This is a genomic window from Kitasatospora sp. NPDC036755 (assembly GCF_040636595.1).
Lineage (GTDB): Bacteria > Actinomycetota > Actinomycetes > Streptomycetales > Streptomycetaceae > Kitasatospora.
The window spans coordinates 30,925-54,511 of the sequence record NZ_JBEZUT010000008.1 but is presented as its reverse complement, the minus strand read 5'-3'; the positions used below and the strand labels follow the sequence as shown (position 1 = coordinate 54,511).

At 74.4% G+C, this 23,587-nt stretch carries 14 protein-coding genes; 11 read left to right on the top strand and 3 right to left on the bottom strand.

Annotation, left to right across the window (positions count from 1 at the left end; genetic code table 11):
* Positions 1 to 359: 359 nt before the first annotated feature.
* Positions 360 to 1,934 (top strand): exo-alpha-sialidase, encoded by a 1,575-nt coding sequence (locus tag AB0E96_RS02545; protein ID WP_359817575.1) that lies wholly within the window; start codon positions 360 to 362, stop codon positions 1,932 to 1,934.
* 96 nt (positions 1,935 to 2,030) lie between these two features.
* On the opposite strand, the gene AB0E96_RS02540 is transcribed toward AB0E96_RS02545, so the two are convergent.
* The 3 genes from AB0E96_RS02540 to AB0E96_RS02530 are packed head-to-tail and all read right to left on the bottom strand — an operon-like array spanning position 2,031 to position 4,946.
* Entirely contained in the window at positions 2,031 to 2,837 is an 807-nt protein-coding gene (locus AB0E96_RS02540; RefSeq protein ID WP_359817573.1) for an SURF1 family protein, read from the bottom strand.
* A 24-nt stretch (positions 2,838 to 2,861) separates the two neighbouring features.
* The gene (locus AB0E96_RS02535; RefSeq protein WP_359817571.1) at positions 2,862 to 3,482 is read right to left on the bottom strand and encodes a TetR/AcrR family transcriptional regulator; all 621 of its coding nucleotides are present in this window, start codon (positions 3,480 to 3,482) and stop codon (positions 2,862 to 2,864) included.
* A gap of 45 nt (positions 3,483 to 3,527) precedes the next feature.
* Positions 3,528 to 4,946 (bottom strand): MFS transporter, encoded by a 1,419-nt coding sequence (locus AB0E96_RS02530; RefSeq protein ID WP_359817569.1) that lies wholly within the window; start codon positions 4,944 to 4,946, stop codon positions 3,528 to 3,530.
* 376 nt (positions 4,947 to 5,322) lie between these two features.
* Here AB0E96_RS02530 and AB0E96_RS02525 point away from each other — a divergent pair, with 376 nt between their 5' ends.
* The 10 genes from AB0E96_RS02525 (at position 5,323) to AB0E96_RS02480 (ending at position 23,536) form a co-directional block, all read left to right on the top strand.
* Complete coding sequence (locus AB0E96_RS02525) at positions 5,323 to 7,572, top strand: MMPL family transporter (protein ID WP_359817567.1); 2,250 nt, start codon at positions 5,323 to 5,325, stop codon at positions 7,570 to 7,572.
* A 169-nt stretch (positions 7,573 to 7,741) separates the two neighbouring features.
* Positions 7,742 to 11,359, top strand: a complete 3,618-nt coding sequence (locus AB0E96_RS02520) for an amino acid adenylation domain-containing protein (protein WP_359817565.1) — start codon at positions 7,742 to 7,744, stop codon at positions 11,357 to 11,359.
* Complete coding sequence (locus tag AB0E96_RS02515; protein WP_359817563.1) at positions 11,356 to 15,357, top strand: amino acid adenylation domain-containing protein; 4,002 nt, start codon at positions 11,356 to 11,358, stop codon at positions 15,355 to 15,357. Before AB0E96_RS02520 ends, AB0E96_RS02515 begins: the two co-directional genes overlap by 4 nt.
* 212 nt (positions 15,358 to 15,569) lie before the next feature.
* The gene (locus AB0E96_RS02510; RefSeq protein WP_359817561.1) at positions 15,570 to 16,697 is read left to right on the top strand and encodes an acyl-CoA dehydrogenase family protein; all 1,128 of its coding nucleotides are present in this window, start codon (positions 15,570 to 15,572) and stop codon (positions 16,695 to 16,697) included.
* 10 nt (positions 16,698 to 16,707) lie between these two features.
* A complete protein-coding gene (locus AB0E96_RS02505) occupies positions 16,708 to 17,754 on the top strand; it encodes an SDR family oxidoreductase (protein WP_359817559.1) in 1,047 nt (348 codons plus the stop codon).
* Complete coding sequence (locus AB0E96_RS02500) at positions 17,751 to 18,983, top strand: aminotransferase class III-fold pyridoxal phosphate-dependent enzyme (protein ID WP_359817557.1); 1,233 nt, start codon at positions 17,751 to 17,753, stop codon at positions 18,981 to 18,983. The genes AB0E96_RS02505 and AB0E96_RS02500 overlap by 4 nt, the downstream gene beginning before the upstream one ends.
* Complete coding sequence (locus AB0E96_RS02495; RefSeq protein WP_359817555.1) at positions 18,980 to 19,435, top strand: SRPBCC family protein; 456 nt, start codon at positions 18,980 to 18,982, stop codon at positions 19,433 to 19,435. Before AB0E96_RS02500 ends, AB0E96_RS02495 begins: the two co-directional genes overlap by 4 nt.
* Positions 19,436 to 19,529: 94 nt before the next feature.
* Positions 19,530 to 21,335, top strand: a complete 1,806-nt coding sequence (locus AB0E96_RS02490) for a condensation domain-containing protein (protein WP_359817553.1) — start codon at positions 19,530 to 19,532, stop codon at positions 21,333 to 21,335.
* A complete protein-coding gene (locus AB0E96_RS02485) occupies positions 21,332 to 22,096 on the top strand; it encodes an alpha/beta fold hydrolase (protein ID WP_359817551.1) in 765 nt (254 codons plus the stop codon). Before AB0E96_RS02490 ends, AB0E96_RS02485 begins: the two co-directional genes overlap by 4 nt.
* A 111-nt stretch (positions 22,097 to 22,207) precedes the next feature.
* The gene (locus AB0E96_RS02480; protein ID WP_359817549.1) at positions 22,208 to 23,536 is read left to right on the top strand and encodes a salicylate synthase; all 1,329 of its coding nucleotides are present in this window, start codon (positions 22,208 to 22,210) and stop codon (positions 23,534 to 23,536) included.
* The last annotated feature ends 51 nt before the right edge of the window (positions 23,537 to 23,587 follow it).

Here is a 23,587-nt window from a genome sequence, read left to right as displayed (position 1 = left end):
GGTGCCACCGATTTCGATCGGTGGCACCGCCGTTCGGCGTTTCGGCCCAAGTCGGCGTGCTTTCAAGGGTGTTGGTGCCAGGCCCGCGGCCGCACCCCGGCCGCCGGGGGCGGGGCCGTCGTTCCGCCGGATTCGGTCGTACGTCTTGTGCGATGTCATGGCCCGGTTCACACTTCCGATTTGCGACCGTGTGAACACCGTGCGTGATCACTTCTCGTTCCTCGTCTGCCGGAGGCGGTCCCCGGCTTCCGCGCGGCCTCCTCCGGCAGGGTCCGGAGAGCGCCGGCCCGTACCGTCGTGCGCCCCCGCGCGCCCACCCCTCGTCGTCCGTACTCCCACCCCACTCGAAGGAGCTCCGGATGAGGCACCCGTGCACCCCCACGCCCCGGCGGCGGTCGTTCGCCGTCCTGGTGGCCGCCGCCCTCGCGCTGGTCGGCCCGGCCTGGAGCGCCGGTCCGGCCGCCGCCGGTCCGGCCGGCGCCACCCAGGCCGCCACCCCGGCCGCCGTCTCCGCCGCCCCCGACGCCGCGGCCCGCGCCACCGCCCTCACCCCGACCGGCGGCGGACCGCGCCTGGTCCGGGTGAGTGCCGATCCGCTCACCGACACCTCCGCCCAGCACGCCACCGAGGTGGAGCCCGACACCTTCGCCCACGGCGGCACGATCGTCTCCTCCGCCCAGGTCGGGCGGTTCGCCGACGGGGGCGCGGCCGGCCTCGGCTGGAGCACCTCGAAGGACGGCGGCGCCAGCTGGCGGTCCGGCATGCTGCCCGGCATCACCGCCTACCAGGGCGGCAGTTGGGCCCGCGCCTCCGATCCCTCGGTCGCCTATGACGCCAGGCACGGCACCTGGATGGTCGCCGGTCTGGTCATCGACGCGGGGCGCAACCCCGTGGGGGTGACGGTCAGTCGCTCCGCGGACGGTCTGGGCTGGCGGGACGCGGTGCGGGCGGTCGGCTTCGACGGCCGGTTCTACGACAAGGAGTGGATCGTCTGCGACAACTCGCCGGTCAGCCCGTACTTCGGCACCTGCTACATCGAGGTGGACGTCCCGTCCTCCGACAACCTGATGGTCATGTCCGTCTCCCGGGACGGCGGCAGCACCTGGTCCGCGCCGGCCGGCCCGTCCGGTGTCAACCTCGGCCTCGGCGGCCAGCCGCTGGTGCGGCCCGACGGCACGGTCGTGGTGCCCTTCTCGACCGACACCACGTCGATCCGCTCCTTCACCTCCACCGACGGGGGCCGCTCCTGGGGCTCCACGGTCCTGGTCGCCGAGGTCTCCTCGCACGAGGTCGCGGGCGGTCTGCGCGACGGCGAGGGCCTGCCCTCGGCCGAGATCGACGCCGCCGGCCGGGTGTACGTCGCCTGGCAGGACTGCCGCTTCCGTGCCGGCTGCCAGGCCAACGACATCGTCTACGCGACCTCGGCCGACGGCACCACCTGGTCCGCCGTGACCCGGGTGCCGATCGACCCCGCCACCAGCGGCGTCGACCACTTCCTCCCCGGCCTCGGCGTCGACCACGCGACGTCCGGCCGCTCCGCGAAGCTCGGGCTGTACTACTACTTCTATCCGGACGCCGACTGCACGGACGCCACCTGCGAGTTGGAGGTCGGCTTCGTCTCCTCCGCCGACGGCGGCGCCGCCTGGAGCGCGCCGCGGACCGTCGCCGGCCCGATGCCGCTGTCCCGGATCGTCGCCACGGCGGGCGGCGCGATGGTCGGCGACTACCTCTCCACCTCCGTGCTGGACGGCAAGGCGGTGGCGGTCTTCGCGGTCGGCAGGGCTCCGACCGGCGGCCGGGCCTACGACGAGGCGATGTACGCCGTCGAGGGCGGCCTCGCCGTCCGGGGCGGCACCGTCCCCTCCAGCACCGGTCCGGTGCTCTTCGACGTGCCCGACCGGGGGCGGCACCCCTCACCGGTGGTCCGCCACTGAGTGCCCGGGCCCGCCCTCCCGTCCCACCGGGAGGGCGGGCCCTTGCGTCCGCCGGCGACGCTCTCCTCGTCGCCGGCGGCTCCCCGCCACCGGGGGTCAGGTGGCCGGGGAGGGCTCGTCGAGGCCGAGCGCCCGGTCCCGGGCGACCTCGGCCTCGCGCTGCGCCAGGCGGAACCCCATGAAGACGACGAAGCCCGCGAAGACGAACCACTCCAGGGTGTAGCCGAGGTTCTGGAAGGCGCGCAGGGTCAGCCCGCTGCCGTCCTCCGGCCGCAGGCCCGCCACCGAGGTGAGGCCGTCCGGCGCGGCGTCGGCCGCCACCCAGCCGTCGTACACCGGGTAGGGGAGGAGGTTGACCAGGGCGGCCGGGCTGATGGTGCCCAGCTGCCCGGCCGGCAGGCCGCCGGCGATCGCGCCGCGCTTGCCGGCGTCCTCCGGTCCCTGGAGGCGCCCGGTGACGGTGACCGGGCCGGCCGGTGCGGGGGGTACCCGGTCGGCGGCCGGCGGGCCCGGGGCCCAGCCCCGGACCACGGCGACGGCGGGGCCCTCGGCGGTGCGCAGCGGGGTGAGCACGTAGGAGCCCTCCTCGCCCCCGAGGACCCGGGACGGCACGAGCACCTGGTGGGCGGCGTCGTAGCTGCCCGTCGCGAGGACCGTGCGCCCGACCGTGAGCGTGGTGACCATCGGCTGGTCCCGGGTCAGCAGCCGTTCGATCGGGACGGCCTCGCCGGCCGGGCGGTCGGCGGCGTGATGGGTCGTCAACCGGTCCTGGAACCGGCCGAGTTGCCAGGTGCCGAGCCAGAGGCAGACCGCGACGGCCGCCAGGGCGACGAGGACTCCGGCCAGCCAGCGGGGAGTCGCGAGGAAGCGGTACGCGGGCTCACCGCTCCCGCGCGGGCTCACCGTTCCCACGCGGCCCGCCGGGGCTCAGCCGGCCGGGCGGCGCAGCACGGAGACGAGGGTCGCCTCGAGCGCGTCGAGGGCCTCCTCGGAGGTGAAGCGGCCGGACTCGACCTGGTCGCCGGCGGCCTGGACCAGGGTGTAGACGGAGGTGACGAGCCAATGCGCGGGGAGGTCATCCCGAAACGTTCCTTCCTGCCGCCCCCGGGTGATGAGGTGTTCCATCGCCGAGAGGATGCCGGTGTGGTGGCCGTGGACGGCTTCGGCCGGCAGTGCGTGGCGGGCGGCGTGCAGCATGCGCAGATTGCGGTCGAGCAGTTGCCAGGACGACCGGATGAAGGCCAGGAGGGCCTCGTCGGCCGGGCCGTGGGCGAGGTCGGTGGCGTCGACCATGGTGGCGACCTCGGTCAGGGCGCGCTCCATCAGCCGGCTGAGGAGTTCCTCGCGCGAGGAGAAGTGCCCGTACAGGGTGACCCTGCCGACTCCGGCGGCCGCGGCGATCTCGGTCATGCTCGCGTTGGGGTTCTTGCCGAGGCAGCTGGCAGCGGCGGCGAGGATCGCGGCGATGTTGCGCTCGGCGTCGGCCCGGCGGGGGGCGGCGCCGCCCCGCCGGGCCTTCGCGGCGCCGCTGTGGTGTTCGGATTCCATGAAACGGAGTCTAAAGACCGTGGGCGGGTCCTCTCGGTGGACGTGTCAGTGGACGTGGACGCCTGCGGGCATGTCGGCCTTGCCCTTGGGGATGACCAGCAGCCCGATGACCGCGGCGACCGCTCCGATCGCGGCCAGCGTGCTGTAGGCGGCGGAGAACCCGGTGTCGGTGTGGGCCGCGATGCCGGCCGCCGCGACGGTGGAGACGGTCGCGGCGCCGATGGCTCCGCCGACCTCGTGGAAGGTGTTGACCACCCCGGAGGCGATTCCGGCCTCGTGGTGGGAGATGAAGCCGAGCGCCGTGGTGGTCGCGGAGACGAAGACGGGGATGATCCCGACGGCCCCGATGACCAGGCCGACGATCACGCCCGCGGTGCCGCCGGTCAGGGAGAGCACGAGGGCGCCGGAGGCCGAGACGAGCAGCCCGCCCGCGGCGACCAGGCGCGCGCCGGCGTGGCCGATGAGGTGCGCCGCGAGGTGGGCGCCGACCGCCGTCGCCACGGCGACGGGCAGCAGCAGGGCGCCGGTGGACAGGGCGGACAGCCCGCGCACCTCCTGGAGGTAGAGGGAGCCGAGGAAGACGTACCCGAGCAGCAGGCCGGTGGCGATCAGCATCAGGAAGGAGCCGGCGGCGACCGGACGCTTGGCGAGGATGCGCAGGTCCATCAGCGGGGAGGCGGTCTTTCGCTCGACCAGGGTGAACAGGGCGTAGAGCAGCGCGGCGCCGACCAGCGGCACCAGGGTGTCGGCCGAACCCCAGCCCGCGTCACCGGCCTTGATCAGGCCGTAGATGAGCGACCCGGTCGCCGCGGTGGCGAGGACCGCGCCCGGCAGGTCGATCCGGCGCTCGCCGTGGGTGTCGGAGGCGGTCACCAGCCGGGGGATGACGACGAGGATGCCGAGGCCGACCGGGACGTTGATGAAGAAGGCCCAGTTCCAGCCGGGGCCCGCGGTGAGCACGCCGCCGAGCATCGCGCCGACCGCGAAGCCGATGCCGCCGAGGGTGGCCCAGATGCCCAGGGCCTTGTGCCGCTCGGCGCCGTGGAAGGTGCGGGTGATGGTGGCCAGCGCGGCCGGTGACAGCAGTGCCGCGCCGACGCCCTGCGCGAGCCGTCCGCCGATCAGCACGGTCGCGTTCCCGGCGAGCCCGACCACCAGCGAGGCGGTGGTGAACAGGAGCAGGCCGGTGACCAGGAGGCGCCGGGCGCCGAAGGCGTCGGACAGCCGGCCGCCGAGGAGCATCAGGCCGCCGAAGCAGAGGGTGTAGGCGGTGACGGCCCAGGTCAGGGTCTCGCGGCTGAGCCGGAGGTCCTCGCCGATGCTGGGCAGCGCGACGTTGATCACGGTCACGTCCACGATCAGCATGAACTGCGAGAGGCAGAGCAGCGTGAGCAGCAGCCAGCGACGCGGGTCGGGCTCCGCCTGCGGATGGGCGTCCGACGGTGCGTGGGCAGCGTGAGTCATCAGGGGAACCCCTTATCTCAGACAGGTGTGTATGAGTTAAGGGATACCGCAGGACGGCCAAGTTGAACAACCCTGTATGAGTTAATGTCTCCCCCCGGAGAGTCCGCCCCCCGGGCGTCCGGGGTGCCGCATCGGCCGGCCCCTGCTTCCGCCTGGTGATTCCGCCCGCGGTCGACCCTTGACCCTATGCGTCATAGTAGTTAAGTTGGACATTGTGTTCGACTTGATGGTGCGCCAGAGGCGCCGTCGAGCTGACGTGACGACAGGTCGGTCGTTCCGCAGGGCCCTTGAGGACTCTCCGTCGCCTGGGCACATCCCAGCCCGGGTCCGAGCGAGCCGCCCCCGCCGCGGGGCCGCGTCCTTGTGAAGGAGCTTCGTGAACGTCATCGCCAGACTGGCCGTGGCCAGAAGGGGATTGATCCTCGCGCTCACCGTGTTCGTCGCCGCCCTGGCGGGGTTCTACGGGGCGGGCGTCCAGCAGCACCTCGCCAACGGGGGCTTCCAGGACCCGTCGTCGGAGTCGATGCGGGTGGACTCCACCCTGGCCGGGGACTTCGGCACCGGGGCGCCCAACCTCGTCGTCATCGTCACCGGGCGCGACGGCCGCGGCCCGGAGGACCCCGCCGTGGTGGACGCCGCGTCCGGCCTGGTCCAGCGGATCCGCTCCTTCGACGGCGTCGTCTCGGCCGACTCCTACTGGACGTCCGGCCGGTCGGCGGCGCTGCGCTCGAAGGACGGCGAGAGCGGTCTCGTCCTGGTCCGGCTCAGCGGGAACGAGGGCACCTACCAGGCCACCGCGAAACGGATCGTCCCCCGGCTGGGCGACGACCGGCTGGACCTGCGGTTCACCGGGATCGCCCAGACCTACGTCGACGTGGAGAAGGTCTCGGCCGACGACCTGCTGCGCGCCGAACTGATCGTCGCCCCGATCACGCTCGTCCTGCTGATCGCCATCTTCGGCAGCCTCGCCGCCGCCCTCCTCCCGCTGCTCGTGGCGGGGGTCGCCGTGGTCTTCACCACCGGGGTGCTCCAACTGCTCACGGAGCTCACCCCGGTGTCGGTCTTCGCGCTCAACGTGACCACCGCGCTCGGGCTCGGACTCGCCATCGACTACAGCCTGTTCGTCATCAGCAGGTTCCGCGACGAACTGGCCGCCGGGGCCGACGTCGGCCGGGCGGTGCGGACCACCGTGCGGACGGCCGGCCTGACCGTCCTGTTCTCCGGCCTCACCGTGGCCCTCTCGCTCTCGGCGCTGCTGGTCTTCCCGATGTACTTCTTCCGCTCGATCGCCTACGGCGGCATCGCGGTGGTCCTGGTGGCGGCGCTCACCTCGGTGGTCGCGCTGCCCGCCCTGCTCGCCCTGCTCGGCCACCGGGTGAACAGCCTCGACGTGTTCGGGCGGTTCCGGCGGCGCACCCCGAGCGGCTTCTGGCGCCGGCTGGCGCTGGGCGTGATGCGCCGTCCGGTCCCGGTCATGACCGTGATCGTCGCCCTGCTGGTCGTGCTGGGCAGCCCGTTCCTGTCCGCCTCGTTCAGCCTCGCCGACGACCGGGTGCTGCCCGCGTCCTCGCCGGCCCGCCAGGCGGCCCAGTACCTGCGCGACAACTTCGACGTGGGCGAGACCAACCCGATCCCCGTCGTGCTGTCCGGGCTGTCCGACGCCGACGCTCCGCGGGCGCTCCCGCCGTACGCCGAGCGGCTGTCCACCCTGCCGGGCGTGCGGCGGGTGGACACCCTGACCGGCTCCTACGCCGACGGGCGGCAGGTCGCGCCGCCGACGGAGGCGTCCGGCCGCTTCACCGGTCCGGAAGGGAGCTGGCTGTCGGTCGTGTCACCGGTCGAGCCGTACTCCAAGCCGGGCCGCGCGCTCGTGGCGGCCGTGCGCGAAGCGGACGGGGCACCCGTCCCGGCCCGCGTGGGCGGGCAGGCCGCACAGCTGGTGGACACCACCCGTGCCACCGGCGACACCCTGCCGACGGCGCTGCTCATCATCGCGGTGACGACCTTCGTCCTGCTCTTCCTGTTCACCGGCAGCGTCCTCATTCCGGTGAAGGCCGTCCTCTTGAACCTGCTGAGCCTGACGGCTACTTTTGGATCGATGGTCTACGTCTTCCAGGACGGTCACCTGAAATGGCTTGTCGGTGAATTCACGAACACCGGCATGATCGATGCGACAATGCCCGTACTCATGTTCTGCATCGCTTTCGGGCTGTCGATGGACTATGAGGTCTTCCTGCTCTCCCGGATTCGCGAGGAATACCTGCGGAGCGGGGACAACACGCACTCCGTCGCGCTCGGCCTGGAGAAGACCGGCCGGGTGATGAGCGCGGGCGCGCTGCTGATCGGCACCGTGTTCGCCACGTTCGCCTCCTCCGGGCTCACCCTGCTCAAACTGCTCGGGGTCGGCCTGGCGCTGGCGGTCGTCGTCGACGCGACCCTGGTCCGCGGCCTGCTCGTGCCCGCCTTCATGCGGCTGGCCGGCCGGGCGAACTGGTGGGCGCCCGGGCCGCTGCGCCGGCTGCACGACCGGTTCGGCCTGAGTGAGCATTCCGAGGAGATTTCGGAGGAATATCGCGACCGGCCGGATCCGATCGCGGGGCGGGCGCCGGCGGAACGCTCGGCCTGACCTGGGTGCGGGCGGCTCCCGCTGCCGGGATCCGCCCGTTCCGGTGAAATTCGTTGACGCTCGACCGGGGCCCGGCTAGGGTTCCGACGGTAGAAATTCCGAGCGAATGGAAATGGCTCGGAACGCGCTATGGAGATTTCGAAAAGTGTCATCACGGGGAGAATGGGAAATGGCGTCGAACCTGCTCAGAGAAATGCCCGGCGAGGGAATCGAACTGCGGATCCCGAGCCGGGCCGAGGGCCCCGAACTGCCGGCCGCGCCGCACTCGGCGGCCGACGAGGAGCAGGCCGCGGTCACCGCCCACGCGGGGCGGATCGGCCGGGAGGCCTGGACGGCCCTGCGCCGCGAGGCGGAGCGCCGGGGGCTCGCCCCGGCCGACGTCCTGACGGCAGTCTGCGCCGAGGTGGTGCGCCTGTGGACCCCCGCGGACGAGTTCACGCTGGACCTGGTGCGGTCCGGCCGGGCGCTGCCACTGACCTTCGACACCCTCCCCGACGACACCTTCACCGCGCGGGTGCGCCGGATCCGGCAGCAGCTCGACCGGGCCGGGGGCGACGCCACGCGCCGGGCGGACGAGCCGGACCGATGTCGTCCGACCTGGCAGGCCACCGAGGAGGCCGGCGGGCTCTCCTTCGCATGGAACGTTCACGAAGCACTGCTGCCCGACGGCCTGCCGGCCGACCTGACGGCGGTCTGCGCCGCCGCCCTCGACCGGCTGGCGACCGACCAGGACGCCTGGGACGGCCGGGCCCGCCTCACCGCGCTGCCGCACTGGCAGGCCGCCGAGCGCGCCGAGGCCAACAGCACCGCCGAGCCGATCCCCGTCACCACCCTCGGCCGCCTGGTCGAGGAACGGGCCGCCGAACGCCCCGACGCCCTCGCCGTGATCGCGGACGACGGACAGCTCACCTACGGCGAGACCGTGGCCGAGGCCCGGCGCCTGGCCCGCCGTCTGACCGCGCTCGACGCGAAGCCGGGCAGCCTGGTCGGCGTCGTCGTGGAGAAGGGCCGGGCCCAGGTGCCCGCCGTCCTCGGGGTCGCCCTCTCCGGCGCCGCCTACCTGCCCGTCGACCCGCAGTGGCCGGCCGCGCGCCGGGCCCAGGTCATGGAGCAGGGCGGCGTGCGGATCGTGGTCACCACTCCCCGGCTGCGCGACGAACTGGCCTGGCCCACCGGCGTCCGGCTGGTCACCCTCGACGACGCCGAGGTGCGCGAGGCCTCCACCGGGCCGCTCCCGACCGGCCCCGCACCGGAGGACCTGGCCTACGTCATCTTCACCTCCGGCTCCACCGGCCGGCCCAAGGGCGTGATGATCGACCACCAGGGCGCCGCCAACACCGTCCAGGACGTCAACCGGCGCTTCCGGATCGGCCCCGAGGACCGGGTGCTCGCCCTGTCCTCGCTCAGCTTCGACCTCTCCGTCTACGACGTCTTCGGCACCCTGGCCGCCGGCGCCACCGTGGTCATGCCCGCACCCGGCCGGGCCCACGACCCCGAGCACTGGTCCGAGCTGGTCCGGCGGCACGGCGTCACCGTCTGGAACTCCGTCCCCGCCCTGATGCGCGTCTGGCTGGACGCCCCCGCCCCGGCCGCCGCGGACGCCGCAACCCCGACCCTGCGGGTGGTGCTGCTCAGCGGCGACTGGATCCCCGTGTCGCTGCCGGACGCGATCCGCGCCGCCCACCCCGGGGCGCGGGTCAACAGCCTCGGCGGCGCGACCGAGGCGTCCATCTGGTCGGTCACCTACCCGATCGGCGAGGTCCCGCCGCAGTGGAGCCGCATCCCCTACGGCAAGCCGATGGCCAACCAGACGCTCCAGGTGCTCGACCGCCGGCTCGACCCGTGCCCGGTCTGGGCCACCGGGGAGATCCTCATCGGCGGCGTCGGCGTGGCCAAGGGCTACTGGGCCGACCCGGAGCGGACCGCCGAGCGGTTCGTCGTCCACCCGGTGACCGGCGAGTACCTCTACCGGACCGGCGACGTCGGCCGCTACCTGCCCGGCGGCGACATCGAGTTCCTCGGCCGGGAGGACACCCAGGTCAAGCTCAACGGGTACCGCATCGAGCTGGACGAGATCGCCGCGGTGCTGCGCCGTCAGCCCGGCGTGGGCGACGCGCTCCTCACCGTCGACACCAACCCCGCCACCGACCGCCGGCAACTCGTCGCCTACCTCCTGCCCGAGGAGCGGACGGAGACGGCCGCCGCCCCGGACGGCGACGCCGCCTGGTCCGCCGCACGGGCGGCCGGCGAGGCCGAGCTCGGCCTCGCCGTGGCCGAACTCGCCGACGACATCGCGACGTTCGAGAACCTCTGGCAGCGGCTTGAGGCGCTCGCCCCCGCGGTCATGGCCCGCGGCCTCGCCCGGCTCGGCGCCTTCACCGCCGCCGGCGACACCGCCACCGCCGACGAGGTCGTCACCCGCAACGGCCTGCGCCCGCTGTACCGCGGCCTGGTCGCCCAGTGGCTCGCGGTCCTCGCCGCCGAAGGCCTGCTCAGCGCCACCGGGGAGCCCGGCCGCTACCGCGCCGAGCGGCCGTTCGACCCGGACGCGCTGGACGCGCGGATCGCCGCCGAGCTGGCCGCGTTCACCGTCTCCGGCCCCGACCGCGTCCTGCTGGACTACTTCACCGAGTGCGTGGACCAGCAGCTCCCGATGCTCCGGGGCACGGTCCGGCCTCTCCAGCTCCTGCTCCCGGACGGCGACTGGCGGGTGACCGAGGCCCTGTACGCCGCGAACCCGGCCGCCCGGCTGCAGAACCGGATCGCCGCCGCCACCGTGCGCTCCTTCGTGGAGCGGTTCCCCGCCGACCGGCCGGTCCGGATCCTCGAACTGGGCGCCGGCACCGGCTCCACCTGCGACCGGATCCTCCCCGAACTGCCCGCCGACCGCGTCCGGTACCACTTCACCGACCTCTCCACGGCCTTCACCACCGAGGCCCGCCGCCGCTACGAGAGCGTCTACCCCTTCGTCAGCTACGGCCTGTTCGACATCGACCAGGAGCCGGCCGCCCAGGGCCTGGCACCCGGCAGCGCCGACGTCGTCGTGGCGGCGAACGTCCTACACGACGCGAAGGACCTGGGACGCGCCCTGGCCACCGTCCGGAGCCTGCTCGCCCCCGGCGGGCTGCTGGTGCTCATCGAGGGCACCGTCAACTCCCCGCTGAACATGATCAGTTTCGCCTTCCTGGAAGGCTTCGGGAACTACCAGGACCAGCGCGAGGCCACCCTGCTCGCGGTCCGGGAGTGGCAGGAGCAGCTGACGGCCGCCGGCTTCACCCGCTTCGCCTCCGTCCCCGACACCGGACCGGCCGTCCGCGCCCTGGTCCAGCACGTGCTGGTCGCGGGCGCGCCCGCCGGGCGGGAGGCCCTGGACCCGGCCGCCCTGCACAAGGTGCTGGGCGACCTGCTGCCCGAGTACATGGTCCCGCACCACTACCTGGTGCTCGACCGGCTGCCGCTGAGCGCCAACGGCAAGGTCGACCGGTCGGCGCTGCCCACGCCCTGGCGCGAACGCGCCCCGGAGGACCGCACGGCGCCGCGCACGGCGCTGCAGGAGCGGCTGCTGGAGATGTGGGTCGACGCGCTCGGCCGCGACGACTTCGGGGTCGACGACAACTTCTTCGACCTGGGCGGCGACTCGCTGCACGCGGTGCGCGTCATCGGCCGGCTCCGCGCCGAACTGGGCATCCGGCAGAGCGGTGACGAGGCCGTCGACCTGCTGTTCCAGGCCCCGACCGTCGCCGAACTCGCCGCCGTGCTCGCCGAGCAGCTGGAGGCGGCCCGGTGACCCGGACCGACCCGGTGTCCCGGCACGCCCCCTTCCCGCTGACCCCGCTCCAGGAGGCCTACCTGGTCGGCGCCTCCCGGCTGGTCGAACTCGGCGGCTTCCTGCCCGCCTACTACGTCGAACTCGACCTGGTCGACTTCGACCCGGCCCGCGCCGAGGACGCGCTGAACCGGCTGCTGCGCCGGCACGACCACCTGCGCACCGTGGTCGAGGACGCCGGCGCCCAGCGGGTGCTGACGGACGACCGGACCCCGCCCGTCCGGCTCACCGTGACCGACCTGACCGGCCTCGACGAGCCGGCCCGGCAGGCCGAACTCGCCCGGACCAGGGAGCGGATGTGCCGCGAGGGGGTGGACCCCACCCACTGGCCGCTGTTCGCCCTCGTCGTCAACCGCCTGCGGCCGCACCGCGTCCGGGTCCACCTCGCGATGAGCCTGCTGCTGCTGGACGGCCGGGGGATCCGCCAGGTCGTCGACGAGTGGCGGGCGTACTACCACGACCCCGCCGCCGAGCTCCCCGCCCCGGCGCTCGGCTACCGGGACTGCCGGCTGGAGCTGCTCGCGCACGAGGACAGCCCCGAGTACCGGGAGCAGTGGCGGTACTGGGAGGAGCGCCTCGACCGGCTGCCCGACGCGCCCCGGCTGCCGCTCGCCGGTCGGCCCGCGGCCATCGGCACGGTGCGCTTCACCCGCCGCACCCACCGGCTGACCCGGCAGCAGTGGCAGCGCCTGTCCGCCGCCTTCCGGCAGCACCGGGTGCTGCCGACCACCGCGCTCTGCCACGTCTTCGCCGAGGTGCTCGGCGCCTGGGCCGCCTCCCCGCACTTCAGCCTGAACCTGCTGCACCAGAACTGGGCGACCACCCGGCCCCACATGGCGGGCGTGGTGGGCCAGTTCGGCGCCACCCTCCCGCTGGAGGTGGACCTGGCGGGGTCCGGCGACTTCTGGGAGCGGGCCCGGCGGCTGCAGCGCCGGGTCTGGCAGGACCTGCAGAACGCCGACGTGGCCGGCGTGCGGATCACCCGCGAACTGGCCGCCCGCCGCGGCTGGACCTCCCGCGCCGCCCTGCCGTACGTCTTCACCAGCATGCTGAAGGCCGGGACCGCCACCGGGCCGGCGCCGACCGGCTCCGGCCGGGGCCGGCTCGCCTGCCGCGAGGTGTTCAGCGACCTGCGCACCCCCCAGGTGCTGGTGGACAACCAGCTCCACGACGGGACCGACGGCGGCGTCGACTGCGTCTGGGACGTCGTCGACGAGGCCTTCCCGCCCGGCCTGCCGGAGCTGATGTTCGAGGCGTACGGGCGGATGCTCGACGAGCTGGCCGGGCCCGCCGGGGCGACGGCAGCGCCGGACCCGGTCTCCGCCGGGCACCACGCCCGGATCGCCGAGCTGAACGGGCCCGTCGCGGCCCCGCCGGCCGAGCGCCTGGAGGACGGCTTCCTGCGCCAGGCGGCGCTGCGCCCGGCCGCCCCCGCCGTGCTGACCGCCCACCGGTCGGTGACGTACGGCGAACTGGAGGCCCGCTCCCGGGCGGTGGCCTGCCGGCTGGGCGCCCTGGGGGTCGGCCGGGGGGACGTGGTCCCCGTCGTCATGACCAAGGGCTGGGAGCAGGTCGCCGCCGCCCTGGGCGTGCTGCGGGCCGGCGCGGCGTACTGCCCCGTCGACGCCGGCCTGCCGGACGAGCGGATCGCCCACCTGCTGGAGGCCTGCTCCGCGCGGGTCGCGCTGGTCCAGTCCCCGGCCGAGGAGCGGATCGGCGCGCTCGGCGAGCGCCCGGTGCTCTCCGTGGACGCCCTCGAACCGGCCGCCGGCCAGACCTGCGCCCGGGTCGGCGATCCGGCCGACCTCGCGTACGTCATCCACACCTCGGGCTCGACCGGCCTGCCCAAGGGCGTCATGATCGAGCACCGGGCCGCGGTCAACACCGTCCAGGACGTCAACCGGCGGCTGGCGCTCGCCCCCGAGGACCGGGTCTTCGGGATCTCCTCGCTGAGCTTCGACCTCTCCGTCTGGGACGTCTTCGGCGCGCTCGCCGCCGGCGCCGCCCTGGTGCTCCCGGAGGCGAGCCGCCGCCCCGACCCGCTCGGCTGGGTGCGGGCCGCGGTGCGGCACGGCGCGACGGTGTGGAACTCGGTGCCCGCGCTCGCCCAGATGCTCGCCGAGGTCGTCGAACAGCGGCCCGAGGCGGGCCTGCCGCCGGTGCGCGCCTTCCTGATGAGCGGTGACTGGATCCCCACCGAGCTGCCGGACCGCCTGCGGTCCGTCTGGCCCGGCACCCGGGTCGTCGCGATGGGCGGCGCCACGGAGGCCTCGATCTGGTCGAACGTCTTCGAGATCGAGCGGGTCGACCCGGCCTGGCGGAGCATCCCGTACGGGGTCCCGCTGCGCAACCAGACCATGCGGGTGCTGGACCACCGCCTGGACCTCCGCCCGCCGTGGGCGGTCGGCCGGATCCTCATCGGCGGCGTCGGGCTCAGCCGGGGCTACTGGCGGGACGCCGGGCGCACCGACGAGCGGTTCATCCGGCACCCCGGGACCGGCGAGCGCCTGTACGTCACGGGCGACCTCGGCCGCTACCGGCCGGACGGCACCATCGAGTTCCTGGGCCGCGAGGACCGCCAGCTCAAGATCCAGGGTTTCCGGGTCGAACCGGGAGAGGTGGAGACGGCGATCCGCGAACACCCCGCGGTGCGGGAGTGCGTGGTCAGCGGCGCGCCCACCCCGGGCGGGCAGCGGCGCCTGGTGGCGCTCGTCGTCCCCCGCGAGGGCGAGGCCCTCGACGGCCGGACGGTCCTCGCCCACCTGCGGACGCGGCTGCCGCACTACCTCGTCCCCGCGCGGCTGCACGTCCTGGAGAAGCTGCCGCTGACGGCCAACGGCAAGGTGGACGTCGCCGGGGCGCTGGCCGAGCTCGCCGCCCAGGCCCCGCCCGCCGGGCAGGCCTCCGCCGCGGCCGGGGGCACCGGCGGCGAGCTGGTCGACCGGCTGTGCGCGCTCTGGGCCGACCTGCTGGAACTGCCCGCGGTCGCACCGGACGACGACTTCTTCGCGCTGGGCGGCAACTCGCTGCTCGCGCTGCGGCTGATCAACCGGGTCCGCGCCGAGCTGGCGGTCGAGCTGCCGTTCGGCCAGGTCTTCGAGGCGGCGACGGTGCGGGCGCTGGCCGGGCGCATCGCGGAGCAGGACCGGCCGGCCGGCTGCCGGGTCGCCCTGGCCGGCGGCCCGGGCGGGACGGCGGGGCGGGAGCTCTTCCTGTTCCACCCGGTGGGCGGCTCGGTGAGCAGCTACACCGCGCTGGCCCGGTCCTGGCCCGGCCCCGTCCACGCCTTCCAGAGCCGGGCGCTCGCCCAGGGCACCACCGCCGTCCTCGACCCCGACGTGGAGACGATGGCGACGGCCTACCGCGAGGAGCTCCAGCAGGTGTCGGCCGAAGGCCCGTACCTGCTGGGCGGCTGGTCGATGGGCGGCGTCCTCGCCCACGAGGTCGGCCGGCAGCTCGCCGAACGGGGCCACGAGGTCCGGGTGTTCATGGTCGACAGCGACCTCACCGAGTCCCGGGAGACCGCCACCGAGACGGCCGGGCACCTGGAGTTCCTCGCCGACCTCGCCGGCGGGCGCCTGCCCGAAGCGGTGCGCGCCGCCGTCCTGGACGCGCCGCCCGCCACGCTGACGGGGACGGCGGCGCGGGCGTCGGTCGCCCACGGGCTGCTGCCCGCCGGGACCGACGTGCGGCAGTACGAGCTGCTGATGCGCGTCCACGCGCACAACCTGGCGGCCCTGGGCCGCCACCGGGCGGACAAGTCCGACGTGCCCACGCTGCTCCTGGTGGCCGGCGCGGTCGACCGCCCGGACCCGGTCCCCGCCTGGCAGGACGTCTGCCCCGGCCTCGACGCCGAGGTCTGGGACGAGGACCACTACTCGATCGTCACCGACGACCGGCCCGCGGCGATCGCCGACCGGGTCGCGGCCTGGCTGGGGGAACCGCTCGACCAGCGGTAGCCGGCCCACGTCCCACCACCGGGTCCCGACCGGGCGGATCTGCCGGCCGGGCCCCGATCGACCCACCTCTCACCAGCGGTCCCGACCGGGCGGACGCCCGGCCGGGGCTCTCTCCACCCTCTCCACCCGACCCTCGGTCAGATCCTGGACCGAGGCGTCCCTCGACCGGAATCCGGTCGAGCCGAACCACCTACACACGGGGGAACTTCACCATGCGGTTCTTGGAAACCGAACGGGCGACCCTTCAGCGGTTCATGCCCGGCCTCGACGCCGACCTCGCCCGGATCCCGCTCGCGGACCTGGAGCGGCCCGGCAACCCCGCGCTGGCCCTGTTCAAGGCCGCGGGCGGCACGGGCCTGCTGATCCCGGCCGAGCAGGGCGGCGCCGGCGCCACCGCGCTGGAGGCGGTCCGCGTCCAGCGGGCGATCGGCGCCAGGACCCCCTCGCTCGGGGTCGCCACCACCATGCACCACTTCTCCGTCGCCAGCCTCGCCGAGGCCGGCCGCGGCGACGGCTGGGAGTGGATGCTGCTGGAGGGCATCGCGACCGGCCGGCTGCTGGTCGCCTCCGGCTTCGCCGAGGGCCGCACCGGGGCGGCCATCCTCTCCCCGGCGCTGCGCGCCGTGCGGCACGGCGACGGCCTGCGGGTGACCGGCTCCAAGAAGCCGTGCTCGCTGTCGGGCTCGATGGACCTGCTGACCGCCTCGGTGGCGGTCGCCGACGAGGACGGCCGCGACCGGATGGCCGTCGTGGTCGTCCCGTCGGACAGCCCCGGGCTGGAGGTCCGGCCCTTCTGGAACAACTTCGTGCTGGCCGGCGCCGAGAGCGACGAGGTGGTCCTCAAGGACGTCGAGGTGCCCGGCCGGCTCGTCGTGATGACCGACAACACCGAGGACCAGCAGCCCGACGCGCTCCAGACCAGCGGCTTCATCTGGTTCGAACTCCTGGTCACCGCCACCTACCTGGGGGCGGCCGGCGCCCTGGTGGAGGGCGTGCTGGAGGCCGCGCGGGCGGACGCGGTCGAGCGCGCGGGGCTGGTCGTCGAGGCCGAGGCCGCGGCGGCCATGCTGGAGGGCGTCGCCCGGGCCGTGGACGCCGGGGAGCGGGGCGCGGAGATGCTCGCCCGGGTGCTGTGCGTGCGCTACGCCGTCCAGGACGCCATCGGCCGGATCAACCGCAAGGCGGTGGAACTGCTCGGCGGCATGGCCTACATCGGGTCGGGCGACGGGGCGTACCTGACGGCGGCCTGCGCCGCCCTGATGTTCCACCCGCCGTCCCGCACCCACATGTCCGGGCAGCTGTGCGACCACTTCGCCGGCCGTCCCCTGCGCGTCGGCTGAGGGAACCGCGATGACTCCCACTTCGAAGCCCGGCCCCGTCGTCCTGCTCACCGGAGCGAGCGGCGTCGTCGGCCAGGCGGTACTGGAACGGCTGACCGACCGCACCGTCGTCTGCCTCACCCACAGCAAGCCGGTGACCGGACCGCGGGTGGTCAACGTCCGCGGCGACCTCACCCGGCCGTACTTCGGCCTCGACCGGGCGGCGTACGAGGACCTGGCCGACCGTGTCGACGCGGTGGTGCACTGCGCCGCGATCACCGGGTTCAGCGTCGACCCCGACCTGACCAACGAGCTGAACGTGCGCGGCAGTTCGGCCGTCCTGGCGTTCGCCCGCCGGGCGTCCGCGCCGCTGCAGCACGTCAGCACCGCCTTCGTGTCCCGGCAGGACCTCGCCCGGGAGGGGTGCGGCGGCGCCCGGCCGGAGATCTACCTGGACAGCAAGCGCACCGCCGAACGGGCCGTCCTGGACTCCGGGGCGGCCGCGAACATCATCCGGCCCTCGGTCGTCATCGGCGACACCGTCACCGGGCGGATCTCGCAGTTCCAGGGCCTGCACGCGATCGCCGGCGCGATCCTGCGGGGCGCGCTGCCGATGCTGCCGCTCCCGCCGGAGACCCGGATCGACTTCGTCCCGCAGGACCTGGTCGCCGAGGTGATCGTCGGCCTGGTCCGGGCGGGCACGACCGGCGGGGAGTACTGGGTGACCGGGGGAGAGGCCGCCCCGACCGCCGGGCGGATCGTCGAACTGGCCCTGGAACTCGGCCGGCGGTTCGGCCCGGAACCGCACGCCCCGCGGTTCGTCTCCGCGGACATGGTGGAACGGCTGATCCGGCCGGTCTTCATCGAGTCGCTGCCGAAGGCACAGCAGCGCCGGTTCGACGACATGCTGGCCATGACCGCCCTGTTCCGGACCGCCGAGCCCTTCCGCAGCGACTACCCGCTCGTCCCCGGCGTGCGCCGGCCCGGCACCGGGGACCTGGAGGACGCCTTCACCGCGTCCATGCTCCACTACGCCCGGGTCAAGGGCCTGGTCCGCCCCCGGGAGGTGGCCGCATGACCACCGGAACCGAACCGGCCGTCGCGGAGCTCTACCGCCGCCACCTGAGCAAGGGCCGGGCCAGTCTCGCCGAGCTCACCGGCGGCGACCAGGAGGTCTCCTCGCACGCCGCGCACGTCCTCGGCGCCGACGGGCGGCGCTTCCTGGACTGCGGCGGCTACGGCGTCTTCCTCCTGGGGCACACCCACCCCGCCGTCGTCGAGGCCGTGGTCGCCCAGGCCCGGTCGCACCCGATGTCGACGCGGCTGCTGCTGGAGCCCACCGCGGCCCGGGCCGCCGCCGCCCTGGCCGGCGTCACCCCCGAGGGCCTCGACCGGGTCCACTTCGTGAACTCCGGCGCCGAGGCGGTCGAAGCGGCCGTCAAACTCGCCCGGACGCACGGCAAACGGCGGCTCGTCTCGGCCATTGGGGGCTTCCACGGCAAGACCATGGGTGCGCTCTCGCTCACCGCCAAGGAGCTCTACCAGGAGCCGTTCCGCCCCCTGCTGGCGGACGTCTCGCACGTGCCGTACGGCGACGCCGCCGCGCTGGCCGGCGCGATCGACGCCGACACCTGCGTGGTCCTCGAACCCGTCCAGGGCGAAGGCGGCGTGATCATCCCGCCGGAGGGCTACCTCACCGAGGTCCAGCGGCTCTGCCGGGCGGCCGGCGCCTTCCTGGTGCTGGACGAGATCCAGACCGGCCTCGGCCGGCTGGGCTCCTGGTGGGGCGCCGACCGCGAGCGGATCAGCCCCGACGTCCTGCTGGTCGGCAAGGGCCTGAGCGGCGGGGTGGTGCCCGTCGCGGCCATGGTGGCCACCGACGCCGCCTACGAGCCGTTCAGCCGGGACCCGTTCCTGCACACCTCGACCTTCGCGGCCTCGCCGATCGCCATGGCCGCCGCCCGCGCCGCCGTACGGACCATCGAGGCCGAGGGGCTGGTCGAGCGCGCCGCCGCGCTGGGCCGCACCCTGCTGGACGGGCTGACCCGGATCGTCGCCGAACGCTGCCCCGGCCTGGTCGCCGGGATCCGCGGGGCCGGACTGCTCATCGGCGTCGAGTTCAGGGACGAGCACACCGCGGGCGCCTTCGTCCTGGAACTGCACGACCGCGGCGTCCTGGTCAACCACAGCCTCAACGCCCACCGGGTGATCCGGTTCACCCCGCCCGCCGTCCTCACCCCGAGCGACGTCGACTGGCTGCTCACCGCCTTCGACGACGCGGCCACCACCCTGGAAGGAACGCTGTGACGCGACAGGTCACCCTCGAGGCGTACGTCCCGGAGACCGACATCGACACGGTCTTCGCGCGGCTGTCCGACTTCGGGCGCTACCCCGAGTTCACCGACGCCGTCCGGGAGGTGAAGGTCACCGAGCGCGCGGACGGCGTCGTCGACACCGAGTGGGCGGTCAACTTCCGCAACGGCGTGATGCGGTGGTCCGAGAACGAGGTCATCGACCCGGCCGACCGCTCCATCACCTTCGCCCAGACCACCGGGGACTTCGCGTCCTTCGACGGGGCCTGGCGGGTCGAGCGGGCCGGCGACCGGGTGGTGATCCGGTTCGACGCCGAGTTCGACCTGGGCATGGCCAGCCTGGCGGCGATCCTCGACCCGATCGCCGAGCGCACCCTGGTCGAGAACCTCCAGCGCATCCTGACCGGCCTGAACGGACCGGCCACCACCTTCGGCGAGCGGACGTGACCGGCCCGCGGGAGATCCCGCGCCCGACCCGGACGGCCGCCGGGCCGTCCACGACCGGCCCTTCCGTCGAGGCCGCACACCCGAGGGACCGCCGATGACCGGAAAGCAGCTCGGAAACCAGCCCGGAAAGCAGCTCGGAAACCAGCCCGGAAAGCAGCTCGGAAACCAGCCCGGAACGAAGCCCGGAACGAAGCCCGGAACGCCCGCCGCGGAGCTGTCGCGGGACGACGTCCGGCGCACCGTGGCCGGCCTGCTCGGCGTGGCCGCCGACACCGTCCCCGACACGGACAACCTGATCCGCCACGGGATGGACTCCATCCGCATGATGAAGCTCGCGGGCGGCTGGCGCCGCGCGGGCGCCGACGTCACCTTCCAGAAGCTGGCCGAACACCCCACCGTCGAGCGCTGGCACGCGCTGCTGACGGCCCGTCCGGCCGCCGGGGCCGCCGGGGCCGCCGATGCCGTGCCGGCCCGGCGGGCGGTCGACCCGGGGGCCGCCTTCGACCTCACCCCGGTCCAGCGGGCCTACTGGATCGGCCGCGGCGACGAGATGACCCTCGGCGGGGTCGGCTGCCACGCCTACCTGGAGTTCGACGGCGGCGCCGTGCGGCCCGACCGGCTGGAGACGGCCGTACGCCGGCTCCTCGCCCGGCACGAGATGCTGCGCGCGCGGTTCCTCGACGACGGACGGCAGCAGATCCTCGACCGGAGCCCCTGGCCCGGCCTCACCGTCCACGACTTCCGCGCGGCCGAGGAGGCGCGGGTCGAGCAGGGCCTGGCGGAGGTCCGGTCCGGGCTGTCCCACCGCCGCCTCGACGTCGCCGCCGGCGAGGTCTTCGACCTGCGGCTCTCGCTGCTGCCCGGCGAGCGCAGCCGGCTCCACGCCAACATCGACCTGCTGGTCGCGGACGTCGCCAGCATCGAGGTGCTGCTCACCGACCTCGCCAAGGCCTACCGCGACCCCGACCGGCCGGCCCCGGCACCCGGGTACGGCTTCGCCCAGTACCTGGAGGACTACCGGGCCTGGAGCGGAACCCCCGGCACGGCCGGCAGCCCGGCCGCCGAGTCCCGCGCCCACTGGGCCGGCCTGATCCCCGAACTGCCCACCAGCGGGCCCAGGCTGCCGCTGGCGAAGCAGCCCGAGGAACTCGCCGCGACCCGCTTCTCCCGGCGCGCCTTCGACCTCGGAGCCCAGGAGTGGGAGCGCATCACCGGGCGGGCCCGCGCGCACGGCCTCACCCCCGCCATGGTGCTCGCCACCGCCTACGCCGAGGTCCTCGGTGCCTGGAGCGCGGAGCGGAACTTCCTGCTCAACGTGCCGCTCTTCGACCGCCAGCCGCTGCACCCGGCGGTCGGCGAACTGGTCGCCGACTTCACCAACCTGGTCCTGCTGAACGTCGACCTGCGCCGGCCGGCCCCGTTCGCCGAGCGGGTCCGCGGGCTCCAGCGGCAGGTCCAGCAGAACGCCTCGCACGCCCAGTACTCCACCCTGAACGTGCTGCGGGACCTGCGCCGGGCCCACGGCGGCCGGCGGGTCGGCGCCCCCGTGGTCTTCGCCTGCAACCTGGGATCCGACTTCGTCGGCCCGGAGTTCCGCACCGAACTGGGCGAGCTGACCTGGATGCTCTCCCAGACGCCGCAGGTCTGGCTCGACCACCAGGTGTACCGGACGGAGGACTCCGTCCGGCTGGCCTGGGACGCCGTCGACGAGCTGTTCCCCGCCGGCCTGGTGGACGACATGCTGGAGGCCTACCGGGACCTGCTGAACCGGCTCGGCTCCGCCGTCGACCTCTGGGACCGGCCCGTCGAGGTCACCGCCGCCGACCTGTGGGACGGCTCGGCGGGCCCCGTCGGTCCCGCCGGAGCTGCCACCGACGCGACGGCGGGGGCCGCCCGATGAGCCCCGCCCTCGCGACGGACTCCCGCTGGATCAGGCGCTTCCACCTGGCCGCGGACGCCCCCGTCCGCCTGCTCTGCCTGCCGCACGCCGGCGGCGCGGCCGGCTTCTGGTTCCCGCTGTCCGCCGCGCTCGCCCCGGCGGTGGAGACGCTCGCCGTGCAGTACCCGGGACGCCAGGACCGCCGGGCCGAACCGGGACTCGACTCCGTCGGGGCGCTCACCGACGGGATCGTCCGGGCCCTGGTGCCGCTGCTCGACGACCGGCCCCTGGCCTTGTTCGGCCACAGCATGGGCGCCGTCCTGGCCTACGAGACGGCCCGGCGGCTGGAGCACGAGGCCGGCGCACCCCCCGCCGCGCTGATCGTCTCCGGCCGCCGGGCTCCCTGCCGGGTCCGCGAGGAGAACGCCCACCTGAAGTCCGACCGGGAACTGGCGGCCGAACTCAGGGAACTGGGCGGCACCGACCCCGGCCTGCTGGACGACCCGGACGTGCTGCGGCTGCTGCTGCCCGGAGTCCGCCGCGACTACCGGGCCATCGAGACCTACCGGCACCGGCCCGGCCGGGAGCCCGGCTGCCCGGTCACCGTCCTGACCGGCGCCGACGACCCCAGGGTGACCGTCGCCGAAGCCGACGACTGGAAGCGCCACACCACCGGCCGCTGCACCCTGGAGGTCTTCCCCGGAGGGCACTTCTTCCTCGGCGAGCACACCGCCGGGATCGCCCGGCTGGTCCTCGGCCGACTGCTCCCGTCCGCGCGGTAGGGCGTGCCCCGCGGGTCCCCGCCGGGTGCGCCCGACAAGACCCGCAAGAGACGCCCGGCCCACGACTTCCCGCCACAGCGTGCCCGTGCGGGCACCGGAAACGAGGCACAGATGAACCCGTACCAGCACACCACGCTCACCGGCGAGTTCGACCCGCTGGTCGCCGCCACCGCGCTCGCCCGCGCCGGTCTCCACGACCGGCACGTCGTCTACGAGCGCGGACCGCAGTGGTGCTACGCCGGCGGCGCGCTCGGCGAGCTCGTCCTCGACGCCGAGGGACTCAGAGTCCGCTGGGGCGGCGAGGAGAGCGTCGAACCGCTCGGCGAACGCCCGCTCGCCCAGGTGGCGGCGGCCCTCGGGCGCCTGCCGATCAGCGACTGGAACGTCTACGGCTGGGCCGCCTTCGAGCTCAGCTACCTGGTCCGCCGCCGGATCGAGGTGCCCTCCGGCACCCCGCTGCTCCACCTGATCGTGCCGCGCACCGAGGTCCGGCTGCGGGCCGACCGGATCCTGGTCCGGGCGGCCGAACAGGCCTCCGCCGAGCGGGTCCGCGAGGTCGTGGAGACCGCCCGGCCCGAGCCGGACGCCACGCCGACCCCCGTCCCGGTCGACGCGTACGGGGCCGAGATGTACCAGAAGGCCGTCGCCGTCGCGGTGGACGACATCCGGCGCGGCGAACTGCAGAAGGTGATCATCTCGCGGCCGGTGCCGATCGCCGGGGCCGTCGACATTCCGGCGACCTACCTGCACGGCCGCCGCCGCAACACCCCCGCCCGCTCCTTCCTGCTCGACCTGGGCGGCTGGAAGGCGATGGGCTTCAGCCCCGAGACGGTGGTCGAGGTCGACGCCACCGGGGCGGTCTCCACCCAGCCCCTGGCCGGCACCCGGGCCCACGGTCTCGGCGCCGAGCGGGACGCCCGGCTGCGGGAGCAACTCCTCACCGACGCCAAGGAGATCTACGAGCACGCCATCTCGGTGAAGCTCGGCCACGAGGAACTGCTCACGGTCTGCGACGAGGACTCGGTCGCCGTCAGCGACTTCATGAGCGTCAAGCCGCGCGGCAGCGTCCAGCACCTCGGCTCGCGGGTGGTCGGACGGCTGGCCCCGGACCGGACCGCCTGGGACGCCCTGGAGGCGCTCTTCCCCGCGATCACCGCGTCCGGCATCCCCAAGGAGCCCGCCTACGAGCGGATCGCCCGGCTGGAGCCCAGCCCGCGGGGGCTGTACTCCGGAGCCGTCCTCACCGCCTCCAGCGACGGCTCGATGGACGCGGCGCTGGTCCTGCGCGCGCTCTACGAGAAGGACGGCCACGCCTGGCTGCGCGCCGGCGCCGGCATCGTCGCCGACTCCGTCCCCGCCCGGGAACTGGAGGAGACCCGCGAGAAGCTCTCCAGCGTGGCCCCCCACGTGATCGCCGCCGCCCCGGCCGACCGGCCCTGACGAACCACCCGCGACGACCCGACAGACCAGCGACGAGAGGGAGGACGAACA

Bases quoted from the DNA above. Each gene is read 5' to 3' on its own strand.
- AB0E96_RS02510 (WP_359817561.1), top strand. From the start codon at position 15,570: ATGCGGTTCTTGGAAACCGAACGGGCGACCCTTCAGCGGTTCATGCCC.
- AB0E96_RS02490 (WP_359817553.1), top strand. From the start codon at position 19,530: ATGACCGGAAAGCAGCTCGGAAACCAGCCCGGAAAGCAGCTCGGAAAC.
- AB0E96_RS02545 (WP_359817575.1), top strand. From the start codon at position 360: ATGAGGCACCCGTGCACCCCCACGCCCCGGCGGCGGTCGTTCGCCGTC.
- AB0E96_RS02535 (WP_359817571.1), bottom strand. From the start codon at position 3,482: ATGGAATCCGAACACCACAGCGGCGCCGCGAAGGCCCGGCGGGGCGGC.
- AB0E96_RS02520 (WP_359817565.1), top strand. From the start codon at position 7,742: ATGGCGTCGAACCTGCTCAGAGAAATGCCCGGCGAGGGAATCGAACTG.
- AB0E96_RS02530 (WP_359817569.1), bottom strand. From the start codon at position 4,946: ATGACTCACGCTGCCCACGCACCGTCGGACGCCCATCCGCAGGCGGAG.
- AB0E96_RS02500 (WP_359817557.1), top strand. From the start codon at position 17,751: ATGACCACCGGAACCGAACCGGCCGTCGCGGAGCTCTACCGCCGCCAC.
- AB0E96_RS02480 (WP_359817549.1), top strand. From the start codon at position 22,208: ATGAACCCGTACCAGCACACCACGCTCACCGGCGAGTTCGACCCGCTG.
- AB0E96_RS02505 (WP_359817559.1), top strand. From the start codon at position 16,708: ATGACTCCCACTTCGAAGCCCGGCCCCGTCGTCCTGCTCACCGGAGCG.
- AB0E96_RS02485 (WP_359817551.1), top strand. From the start codon at position 21,332: ATGAGCCCCGCCCTCGCGACGGACTCCCGCTGGATCAGGCGCTTCCAC.